At 35.0% G+C, this 10,948-nt stretch carries 13 protein-coding genes; 6 read left to right on the top strand and 7 right to left on the bottom strand.

What is annotated here, in order from left to right; genetic code table 11:
* On the top strand, positions 1 to 288 hold a 288-nt coding region (locus LI241_RS14965; RefSeq protein ID WP_227151411.1), incomplete at its 5' end, for a transposase.
* 147 nt (positions 289 to 435) lie between these two features.
* Here the strand turns inward: LI241_RS14965 and LI241_RS14960 are convergent.
* The 3 genes from LI241_RS14960 to LI241_RS14950 form a co-directional block, all read right to left on the bottom strand.
* Positions 436 to 735, bottom strand: a complete 300-nt coding sequence (locus LI241_RS14960; protein WP_008691135.1) for a hypothetical protein — start codon at positions 733 to 735, stop codon at positions 436 to 438.
* Between the two features lie 138 nt (positions 736 to 873).
* Positions 874 to 1,428, bottom strand: coding sequence for a PadR family transcriptional regulator (locus LI241_RS14955; RefSeq protein ID WP_008691134.1), 555 nt, complete (start codon positions 1,426 to 1,428; stop codon positions 874 to 876).
* 50 nt (positions 1,429 to 1,478) lie between these two features.
* Positions 1,479 to 2,798: an Mbeg1-like protein gene (locus LI241_RS14950; RefSeq protein WP_008691130.1), complete on the bottom strand. Its 1,320-nt coding sequence runs from the start codon at positions 2,796 to 2,798 to the stop codon at positions 1,479 to 1,481.
* Between the two features lie 152 nt (positions 2,799 to 2,950).
* On the opposite strand from LI241_RS14950, the gene LI241_RS14945 reads away from it, so the two are divergent.
* Entirely contained in the window at positions 2,951 to 3,613 is a 663-nt protein-coding gene (locus tag LI241_RS14945; protein WP_008691129.1) for an HAD family phosphatase, read from the top strand.
* A gap of 377 nt (positions 3,614 to 3,990) precedes the next feature.
* On the opposite strand, the gene rbr is transcribed toward LI241_RS14945, so the two are convergent.
* From rbr to ispF, 3 genes are all read right to left on the bottom strand, one after another.
* Positions 3,991 to 4,530, bottom strand: coding sequence for a rubrerythrin (rbr, locus tag LI241_RS14940; protein WP_008691128.1), 540 nt, complete (start codon positions 4,528 to 4,530; stop codon positions 3,991 to 3,993).
* Positions 4,531 to 4,586: 56 nt separating this feature from the next.
* Positions 4,587 to 4,979: a transcriptional repressor gene (locus LI241_RS14935; protein ID WP_008691127.1), complete on the bottom strand. Its 393-nt coding sequence runs from the start codon at positions 4,977 to 4,979 to the stop codon at positions 4,587 to 4,589.
* 809 nt (positions 4,980 to 5,788) lie between these two features.
* Entirely contained in the window at positions 5,789 to 6,265 is a 477-nt protein-coding gene (ispF, locus tag LI241_RS14930; protein ID WP_008691126.1) for a 2-C-methyl-D-erythritol 2,4-cyclodiphosphate synthase, read from the bottom strand.
* A 282-nt stretch (positions 6,266 to 6,547) separates the two neighbouring features.
* On the opposite strand from ispF, the gene LI241_RS14925 reads away from it, so the two are divergent.
* From LI241_RS14925 to LI241_RS14910, 4 genes are all read left to right on the top strand, one after another.
* Positions 6,548 to 7,333 (top strand): hypothetical protein, encoded by a 786-nt coding sequence (locus LI241_RS14925; RefSeq protein WP_008691125.1) that lies wholly within the window; start codon positions 6,548 to 6,550, stop codon positions 7,331 to 7,333.
* Positions 7,334 to 7,390: 57 nt separating this feature from the next.
* Positions 7,391 to 8,209, top strand: a complete 819-nt coding sequence (locus LI241_RS14920; protein WP_008691124.1) for a DUF6612 family protein — start codon at positions 7,391 to 7,393, stop codon at positions 8,207 to 8,209.
* Between the two features lie 182 nt (positions 8,210 to 8,391).
* Positions 8,392 to 8,949, top strand: coding sequence for a manganese efflux pump MntP family protein (locus tag LI241_RS14915; RefSeq protein WP_008691123.1), 558 nt, complete (start codon positions 8,392 to 8,394; stop codon positions 8,947 to 8,949).
* A gap of 71 nt (positions 8,950 to 9,020) precedes the next feature.
* Positions 9,021 to 10,280, top strand: coding sequence for a replication-associated recombination protein A (locus LI241_RS14910; RefSeq protein ID WP_008691122.1), 1,260 nt, complete (start codon positions 9,021 to 9,023; stop codon positions 10,278 to 10,280).
* Between the two features lie 199 nt (positions 10,281 to 10,479).
* Here LI241_RS14910 and LI241_RS14905 read toward each other — a convergent pair whose 3' ends face one another.
* Positions 10,480 to 10,695 (bottom strand): GNAT family N-acetyltransferase, encoded by a 216-nt coding sequence (locus LI241_RS14905; protein ID WP_008691121.1) that lies wholly within the window; start codon positions 10,693 to 10,695, stop codon positions 10,480 to 10,482.
* Positions 10,696 to 10,948: the final 253 nt, after the last annotated feature.

Genomic DNA, 10,948 nt, shown 5'->3' with positions numbered 1-10,948 from the left:
CAGCTTTGCGCTTTTTGTGGAGTAGAGCCTGCCATTTACCAATCTGGAACATCTTCTCATAAAGGCAAAATGGTAAAACACGGTTCTTCTCAATTGCGCTATGTCCTTTTTAATGCAGTCCCTTATCTAGTTATTCATAACATAACTTTCCGTGAATTCTTTTATAAGAAACTTCATGAAGGAAAGAATTACCGTGTAGCACAATCACATGTCGTTAAGAAACTTCTACGTGTGATTTATCATTTAGAACTTACTGGAGAATCATTCGACCCAACCTTTCTTTACTAGTCAATTTTATCTAATTTTCAAAGATCAATTTTTGTGCTTTTACCAGCACTTGTTTTTATCATGCTTTTTCAATCTTTTTCAAAAAGGCTTGACTTCTTAATAGTTAGCTCCTTTAAAAAGAAAGCTGCAGAACAGCTTTCTTTACTCTTAATTTACTTCAGAATACTTACGTCTTTCAGGACTCAGATTATCAACGTAATAGCGAATGGTCAGACTTGCCGCACATTTACTTTTATTTTTTGGCTCTACGATAAAGCCATCACCCTCTAACATGCTTTCCAGCATTGCCTTACAGCAAACATTCTGATTTTTCATGCCCGGTTCACATTCTTCTAGTAAATCTTTTGCGTTAACTTCGATATATAACCACTGCTTGTTATGTGCTTCCCATTTTTTATCTTGAAGTACATCTAAGTATTGTTGTTTTTCCCACTTCTTCGTTTCCATATTTCCACGCTCCTTTGCCTTCATATCTTTGTTTTCATATGGTAATTACAAGGCTATTATAGCACGTTTTCACGCTGTGTCAAAAATTCTTTGAAATTCAAGGATTTGCTTTCTATGCATGTGCATGCACCACTTTGATCAAGAAATCTTTTCTTTTAATTTATCAATACACCAATTCGCCCACTTAATTTCATTCTGATAATACATAAATCCATAGGTCATCGTCATCCCCCAATAAAAAGATTCGTTATCTTTATGAATCTGTGCCTCAAAATCAGGTATCTTATTTAAATCCTCATTCATATGATCAATGACCTCCGAGCATTCACGTATATATTTTTCAAGTAAACGCATGGTCTGGTCAATATCAATCTCACTGGAAAAGAAGATTTTAATCAATAAAGGGTTTTTATATTTCATAATATCAGATAGCTCTGCATCTGCCAGCCAGCGATGCAATTCGAGTTTTCCTTCCTCCGTGATATGAAACACCTTCTTATTCGGTTTATCACTCTGATACACGATATCTGAGTCTACCCAATTCTTATCTGTTAATGTCGTCAGCTCTTTATAAATCTGTGAGGTCTGCGCATGCCAAAAAAAGGCAATGCTGGATTTAAAATAACGATCAATGTCATACCCTGTCATATCCGCATAATTCAACAAACCTAAGATTGCATGTTTTAAAGGCATTGTATTCCTTCTTTCTGTTGTCTATATTCCATAATTAGAATACTATACTTTCAGTCACTTTGCAAGTCTTCCTCTTTCTCGTTTTGTTCTTTTATTTCTTGTGCGGAACGATTGCGGATAGAGCGCATCGCTTGGAGAATACGCTCATTATTTTGTGTCAGCAGATCCTGTAAGTTTTGTGTTGTCTTATTCATCAAAAGCTCATAATTATGAATAAACCCTTGGGTTATCTGAGAAATATCTAGCTCATTTAGCTTATTGATCGCTGATAAATTTCCTACTACATCATAAGCCTTACGCAAAGCATCTTTCGGCTGTAATCCTTTTACTTTTTCTAACAACTGCTTAGTTTTTCTACGCTCGATTAAATCTTGAAAAGTAATCGTCTTTATTTCCTCATAATCGATATCTTCGAATAAAGATGTATATTTACTGATATGATAGATCAATACACGATACAATTCTGACATGGATAAACCACTTTCAAAATAATCATCCATTCTGGCAACTAATTTATGCAAACGCTCTTCTTTCAAATTCACAAAAAAATCATTCACAAAATGATAGACAACTTTAGGAACTGCCGTTTTCTTTTCGGCCAACAGAAATGCATTATGACGAAATTCCTGCATAGCATAAAGATTATGATTATGATATAGTTCTTCCATCGTCCCACAAGGAAATGTAGAACGTATATAATATGGTTCTTTCATATGTTCAAAGAAAGATGATATACAATCATTTTCATTTTCAAATATTAATAATTTTCTTTGAAACTCACTATCTTCAATACGCTCCTGATACAGGTTAAAAATATCTTTCGTGATACCCGGTGCATTAAAGCTGACAACGCCTAATAACAACTCTTGTAAATCTTGACGCATCGTCAATGCACAATATAAGGCAAGATTCCCTCCTTTGGAGTGACCGCACAGATAAAATGGCTTTGTGATTTGTGTCGTATGCAAACAATGAAGTGTAAAGATTTGTTGATACGTTGGTTCCTTTAAAAACATGCGAAAATTGTCCATCCAATCCTGCCAACCGGTTTCATGACGAATATCGTCAAAAGCCTCACTGCCACGAAAAGCAAAGATTAGTTCTTCATCCGTTTCAAAGATATAATAGACAACACCACTGTTCGCATTATCATCAAAATATTCCCGTACCCGCATCGTTTCATAATGTTCTAGGGAAATACTTTTTAATAATGCTAGATTTAAACGAAAATCAGCTAAATGTCCATAATCTTCTACAAGTGATGTATCCGCTAAAATCCTACGTATCATATCCGCAACACGAATACCTGTACCATAGCTATTAAAATAGGATAATAATGATAAATCAAAAAACACTTCTTCCTGCAGCATGAGCAATCACCCCTTTCAGGTTTTCTTTATTATAAAGGTTTTCCTTTTAAATGCAAGTGCGTACCTATCTTGTTTATGATATACTACTGATAATTTTTCTTGACGTTTTGCCAAGGTCAGCTAAAATAAAAGGGAAAGAGAGAGGATAGTACATGATAAAGGGAATATTATTTGATTTTAACGGAACAATGTTTTTTGATGGCCCCATGCATAAAAAGGCATGGAACACCTTTTCCTTAAAGTATCGCAATAAACCGATTACGGACGATGAATTGGATCACATGCACGGACAGACAAATAAACGTATTATTGAAATGTTAATGGGAGATCATTTGAGTGAAGAAGAGAGCAAAAACCTCTCGCTTTCCAAGGAAGCCCTGTATCGTGAGGTATGCCGTAATGATCCAGCTACCTTCCATTTGGTAGACGGTTTAGAGGAAGTACTAGACACCTTAAAACAAAGGCACATACCAATGACGATCTGCAGTGCCTCAATTAAAGATAATATCGATTTCTTTATCTCCAGTTTCCACTTAGATCGCTGGTTTGATGTAGATAAGATTGTGTATGATGATGGTTTACATACAAATAAAATTACAATGTTTCAAGATGGTGCATCCCGCATTGATGTGCCCATTGAAGAATGTCTCGTTTTTGAAGATTCCTTAAGCGGTATTGACTTTGCATATCGTTGTCATGTCGCAAAGATCATCGCAATTACCACTTTAGATAAAGTAGCGGAATACAAACAGTTGCCGGGAGTAAATACGGTCATTCAGGATTTCATGAAATTTGATTATAGCCTGTTAAAATAAGTACATGCCATGAATTTCCAGCTTTATCAAAAGATTCTGTCAGAATTTAAAAATTGTTACAAATTTTATTGATTTCTATAAACAAATACGTTATATTATACATGTTGGTGCTATCGCCTGACTTGCTTTTTCTTCCCCCACCCATATGGCAAGTCAGTGTATCTTCCCCCAGATTGATAGCATCAACACTTTTTTATTATATGCAACAGACTGTCTTTACTTTCTTAAGACAGGCCTTTTTTTATAGTTAATATACATATAATTGGTAATTTAATTATTTATCACACACTTTTAGTTGTCCTGTATCTACGTTTCCCTTGCTTACAAACGACCATAAGAAAAAAGACATACCCGCATAGATATGTCCTATTTCATGATTAGTAGTTTGTTGCTTCTTCAGCGAAATGTGCTCCAGAGTATCCGCAAACTGGGCAAGCCTTAGGAGCTGCTGTACCTTCATGACGGTATCCACAGATGTCGCAGATCCAAACGGTTGGTTCTTCTTTTTCAAATACTTTACCGTTTTTCACGTTTTCCAACAGTTTTAAGTATCTTTCTTCATGATGTTTTTCAATTTTTGCTACCTGCTCCATCTGGAAAGCAATTTTAGCAAAGCCTTCAGCTTTTGCTGTTTCGGCAAAGTTCTTATACATATCTGTCCACTCATAGTTTTCACCAGCAGCTGCATCTTCCAGATTTACTGCCGTTGTAGGTACTTTATCACCGTGCAGAGCCTTAAACCACAATTTTGCATGTTCCTGTTCATTACGTGCAGTTTCTTCAAAGATATCTGCAATCTGTTCCATACCTTCTTCACGAGCCATCTGCGCATAGTAAGTATACTTGTTACGTGCCTGACTTTCTCCTGCGAATGCTGCCATCAAATTCTGTTCTGTTTTAGATCCTTTTAATTCCATGTTTTTTTCCTCCTATTTAACTTTTATCTTTAAGCGAAAGTATCGCTTAAATACCACTACTGTTTTTCTTTCTTTAAACAGTCTTTACAAATACCTTCTGCCATCATGTTATGCGTGCGTATCAAAAGACCTGTCTGTGCTTCCATTTGATGATTCCATTCATCCATATATGGAATATCTAAATCAAGAATACGATCACATCTTACACAATGCAGATGATAATGGGGATGACTTGTCTTATCATACTGATATCCTTCTACAGGATGGGCAATCTTTTTAATTTCATTCATTTCCACCAGAATATTCAGATTACGATAGACGGTTGCCAGACTTATTTTATTACCATCCTCATTCATGTTCTTGAAAACTTCTTCGGCTGTTACATGTCCATCAATCGTTTTAAGATAATTTAATATCATATCGCGCTGTTTTGATGATTTACGTTTCATTGGAACAGCCTCCTTTCTTAAGAACCGTTCTCATTATAGCTCTTAGGTTTATCATTGTCAACACTTTTTAAGAATAAAATTAAGAAATATTCTTATTTTTAGAAAAGATCAGTTTCCTAAAAATAATATAGCTTTCCCTTACAACCTCAGACGAATTTCTACGTTATTTTCAACTTAAATTAATATGTAAGTCTTTAGATTTATAATTTATTATTAAGTCAATCTATTCATACCGTATCTTCATTGTTTTATTTGTCTAAGCAGATAATGTTTTTCTGTATATTGATGTTCAGCATATCTTTTCACTTTAACAATAACTATACATATCTAAAAAGCAATAAAAAAATACTATAGCAATTGCTATACATATAATTATCTATGCTTTGTCATTTATCATTTCCCAAAAAACATATTTTTAACCATTTTTTTCTCATTCATAAAATAAAATCTTCTTTTACTATCTACTACACAAATTCTATCTAACTTTAACAAGGAAAATCAGCATAATTGATTATTTTAATTATGAAAAATATCCACTTTTCTTCTTTATCTTAGCCATAAGGTAAAGAGAAAGCACTATTAAAAGTTTCATCGTTATGAGTGAATGGACGATGTTTATCAAATTTTTGTTTGCCAGTTTAGCAAAAAAAGATTGTTCATCAACATCACAGACGAATCGTATGAACCTTCATCAGCATAAACTTGTACATACTTCCACAGCCTAAGCTCTTTCCAACTCCTTGATAGTTCGCTAATCAATAAAAAACAATGTCTGAAAAGGCAGTTCCTTTCATCAACATTGATAAATTCTATTTTTTAATTAAAAGTACGATACATTGTGCTAAGACGCCTTCTTCTCTACCAATAAACCCCATTTTTTCACCTCTGGTAGCTTTGATGCTTACTTGATCAATATCACAATGTAAAGCAGCAGCCACATTCTCACGCATTTTCACAATGTGGGGAGCCATCTTTGGTCGCTCAATCATGATAAGAGCATCCAAATTATTGATTTTATAACCCTGCTTATCCATGATCTTGTATACTTCCTGCAACATCCATAAAGAATTCATATCCTTATATTCCTTTGCTGTATCAGGAAAATGCTTCCCTAAATCTCCTAAAGCCAAAGCACCCAAAATGCTTTCGGCAATAGCATGCAAAAGGGCATCTGCATCAGAATGACCTAGCAATCCTCTTTCATGGTCAATTTCCACACCACCCAATATTAACTTTCTACCCTGTATCAGTTGATGAATATCACTGGATTGTCCTATACGAAACATATGCTCACCTATCCTTTACTCATCTTAGCATACCCTAATTCCTTCCGTTTTTCAATTCACGTTGTAAGAAATCACATCTTATGTACGCATATGTAGATACGATAGATCTCAAGTATATAAAATCACTTTTCATTATATTGCATAACACATCTTACTTAATCACAAACTTGTAACAGTAAAGATAAAAAACCATGGATTTTCTTTGGAAAATGAATACACTTTCGCGCCTTCTTATGCTAATATAATATTGTATTAAGAAGAAAGAAACGAGGGAAAAAGTAAATGAAAAAATTAACAGCACTCTTATTAAGTGTTGGCGTTCTGTTCTCTATGAGCGCTTGCAGCGGTTCTAAGGTTGATGATAAAGCTTTAGATGCACTGGAAACTGCTATTCAGAATGTAACGGAAATGAAGTCAGCGGATTATGATATCCAAATGGAAGTCAGCGCCAGTGGTCAAATGGTGAAAGCTGGAATTGATGGCACCTACAATTTTGAATCAAGCAAACCACAGTTTTCTTTAGGTCTTGATTTATCTGCATCCGGACAGAAGATTGATGACTATGTAACGATGTATATGGATTCAAATTATGTCTATACGAATATGATGGGACTTCAGAAAGAAAAAGAAGCCATTAAAGACACTATGAACCAGATACCTAGTATATCCTTAGATAAGGATACGTTAAAAATTCCTAAGGATAAAATGAAAGAATATCTAGAAGAAGCAAGTATCAAAGGTGATACACTGACATTAGTATTCGATAAGGAAAAATTGAATAAAGAATTGAAAGACAATTTAAATTCTTTAGCTTCTGTTAACGCAAATGTAGCCGGCAATAGCGTGGCGAATGTAAAAGATGCTACCATTAAAGAAGTTAAACTAGTCGTTAAATTAGAAAACGGACAGTTCCGTAAAGCTGATATGAACTTTAACATGACTCAGAAAGCCAATGATAAAGAAGAAGAGGCAAATATTAAACTGTCTATGGAATTTAAAAACGTTGGTAAGAACCAACAGGTTAAATTCCCAGCGGATTTAAAGACTTATCCAGAAAAGAAAAAATAACATCTAACAGGGTCATTGCTTAAGTAATGATCCTCTTTTAAAAAGGAGGTTAGTGAAATGAAAAAAGGATGGAAAGTAGTTCTCGTAATACTGATGCTGACATTTGGTTTTAGCATGAGTGGCTGTAGCAGTAAAGTAAGTGATGAAGCATTCCAAGTGTATCAAGATACGGTAAAGAAGATGGAAGAGCTGAAAAGCGCAGATATAAAAATGAAAATGCTATTTGATGCAGATGATATGAATATGCATATGAAAGTGACGGCAGATATGCTGTACAATGCAGAGAAACAATTGCAACTTGCCGCAAATTTCGGAGCGGCTATGAGTGGTGTGAAAATGGATGATTTCTTGCAGCTATATGTAAACAAGAATATGTTTTATATGAATATGATGAATCAGGAAAAAATTGCATATAATCTAAAGCCCGTAATTGCTGCCTTAGAAAAAGAGATGCCTAATAGTTTAAATGTTGGTACAAAGGATCAATTTAAAGAATTATCAATGAAAGAACAAGATGGTAAATATCACTTACATGCCGTATTTAATGATAAAACAATGCAAAATGCTTTAAAAAGTGCAAAAAAGACAAACAAGCAATTACAAAATGGAAATTTTGATGCCAAATTAGATAAGTATGAAGCAGATCTTGTCGTAGCTAAGGATAAGATGTTGGAATCTATTGTTATCCATATGGATATGAATATTATTGCCGATAAACAGTCTATGCCTATGAAAGCTGAAGTAACGATGCATATTGCAAAACCAAATCAAGTGACGGATATCAAAATGCCTTCTTTTAAAGATTATCCCAAAGCTGATTTTAATGCTGAAAATTTCTTAACAGACTTTGGAAATACAACTGGTAATACAATTTAACATTGCATTTCTGTTCAATTTCTGATATGATTTAGCCACCGTTAAGGGAGTAGTTGGCTCATGATGAGTAGTTAAGTCAACATGATGATTCAGGTATTGAATCTGGCTTAAGTATTAAACAACGAGACTTATACGTAAGATTTTCTTGCGCCTAAGTCTTTTTTTCTTTGGAGGTATGAAATATGAGTTTAATTTCTGTATTTTTCATAGGTATCGGTTTGAGTATGGATGCCTTCGCTGTAAGCATCGCCAAAGGTATGACGATGAAAAAGCATGAAGTCCTTCGTTATGCCTTAATCCTCGCTGTATTCTTCGGGATGTTTCAGGCCTTGATGCCCTTGCTTGGATGGCTTGCTGGCAGTTACTTTCAGGAAATCATCGCCTCTTTTGATCATTGGATTGCCTTTGGTTTACTGGCAATCATCGGCATCAATATGATTAGAGAAGCTCTCCATCCTGACCTCGATCAACAAGACGCATCTTTATCTCTACAGACGATTCTGATTCTTGCGATTGCCACCAGCATTGATGCGCTGGCTGTGGGCATTAGCTTTGCCTTGTTGGAAGTAGATATCGTCTTAGCAATCGTCATAATTGGCATCACGACCTTTGTATTAAGTTTTCTAGCGGTGTTTATCGGACATTTTATGGGCGGCCTGCTTGAAAAATATGCCGGTATCTTAGGTGGTATTATCTTACTATTGATCGGTATTAAGATCGTAATTGAACACACCCTATAATTCGTTTCATTAATAGTTGGCATGTCCATCCATATCCATGATAAAATAAGATAGAAAGTGAAGTGATCATAATGCAGGAACCTTTAGCCTTTCGCATGCGACCGCAAAAAATAGAAGAAATCATCGGGCAAAAACATTTAATCGGAGAAGGAAACGTCCTTCGTAAATGCTTAGCTGCGAAACGTATCTTCTCTATGATATTTTATGGTCCTCCGGGAACAGGGAAAACAACTTTGGCCATGGTATTAGCAAATGAACTAGAACTACCTTATCGTTTGTTTAATGCTGTAACCGGCAACAAAAAAGAATTGGAACAAATTTTTGCGGAAGCCCGCTTATATCCGGGGCTTATTTTAATTGTAGACGAAGTACATCGTTTAAATAAAGATAAACAGGACTTATTATTGCCACATGTAGAAAATGGCAATATTACCTTGATTGGCGCAACCACCAGTAATCCATTGCATGCCATCAATCCTGCTATACGTTCTCGTTGTCATTTATTTGAAGTTAAAGCACTGTCGCAGACAGATATTGAAGAAGCATTATGCAAAGCTCTGCAATCACCGAAAGGTTTAAATAATGAAATTACAATTGAAGAGGATGCTTTGCATATCATTTCTCGCCACAGTAACGGAGACATCCGCTATGCTTTAAATATATTGGAAATCTGTGCTATCGCTAGTGACGGTTGTATTAGTAAGGCTTTAGTAGAGCAATTCTCGCAAATACCAAACATGAGCATGGATAGCGATGGAGATGGCTATTATGATATTTTAAGTGGATTTCAAAAATCCATACGTGGCAGCGATGTGGATGCCGCATTATATTACCTTGGTATCATGATTGAGGCAAATGATATGGATAGTATTGAAAGAAGATTACTTGTTACGGCATATGAAGATATCGGTTTAGGCAATCCTGCGGCAGTTGCCCGCTGTGTGCAGGCAATTGATGCGGCTAAGCGTGTTGGCTTTCCTGAAGGAAGGATTCCATTAGCAATGGCCATCATTGATCTTTGTTTATCGCCTAAATCCAAAAGTGCGGAAAGTGCCATTGATGCTGCCATGTCAGTATTGCGCCATACTTCTTATAAAGTACCGGATTATCTTCGCTTTACCCCTGTAAATATGAAGGAAGAGGATCAATATGATTATAATCGCAGTGATATCTGGAATCAGATTCAATATCTTCCGGATGCTTTAAAGGATACCCAATTCTATCATCCACAGATGAATTCTTCTTATGAAAAAGTTCTTGCGCAGAATTTAGAAAAATTACGAAAGGTAAAACGTACAAGTAATTTAGCAGCCTTAAAGAAAAAACGATAAGATGAAAAAGGATTTAAATCTTAAAAAGTACTTTATAAGATGATGGTTAGTCTTAATTAAGTCTAGAGATATCTTGCGTATAACATAAAGGAATGAGGTAATGCCCTTATACATATAAAGACGCCCTATGAAGAAAAAGATAGGATATATCTTTTAATTTTCGGATTCATTCTTATGGCAATGGGGAAATTTTCGTTTTTTAAGCAAATTGCATAAGCATAGGCTTGTGGTTGTTTATATTTTCCCCATATCTTTCTTTATAAAACGTCTTTATTTCTGCCATGTTTTTTACCGGATACCAAAGCAAAAATCTGTTAACTTCTTCATCTTTTAGGATAAGGAAAAGAGCTTCGATATCTGCTTCCGTAAATTTTCGCAAAATCAAACGTTCTGTTTTTAAGATAGGTGTATTCATTTACTTTTAACTCCTCAAATTAAACTTTTCTTTAACTGCATCCCATTTTACATCATAAAATACTATTTGTGTTATGTTAAAATCCTGCTGTGATATTTTCAAACAGTATCTTGGTTGTTAATACTCATAATTTATGTTTGCACATTGTTTCGCTTCTCTTGTTTATCTAATTCAAGCCGTAATTTTTTGGATTAATACCAAAGAAAGTAGGCGATAGTCATTAAACTACCGCCCCTTATCAAACCGTACGTGC

The organism is Longicatena sp. 210702-DFI.1.196 (assembly GCF_020563125.1).
Lineage (GTDB): Bacteria > Bacillota_I > Bacilli_A > Erysipelotrichales > Erysipelotrichaceae > Longicatena > Longicatena caecimuris.
This window is presented reverse-complemented; position numbering and strand designations above follow the sequence as displayed.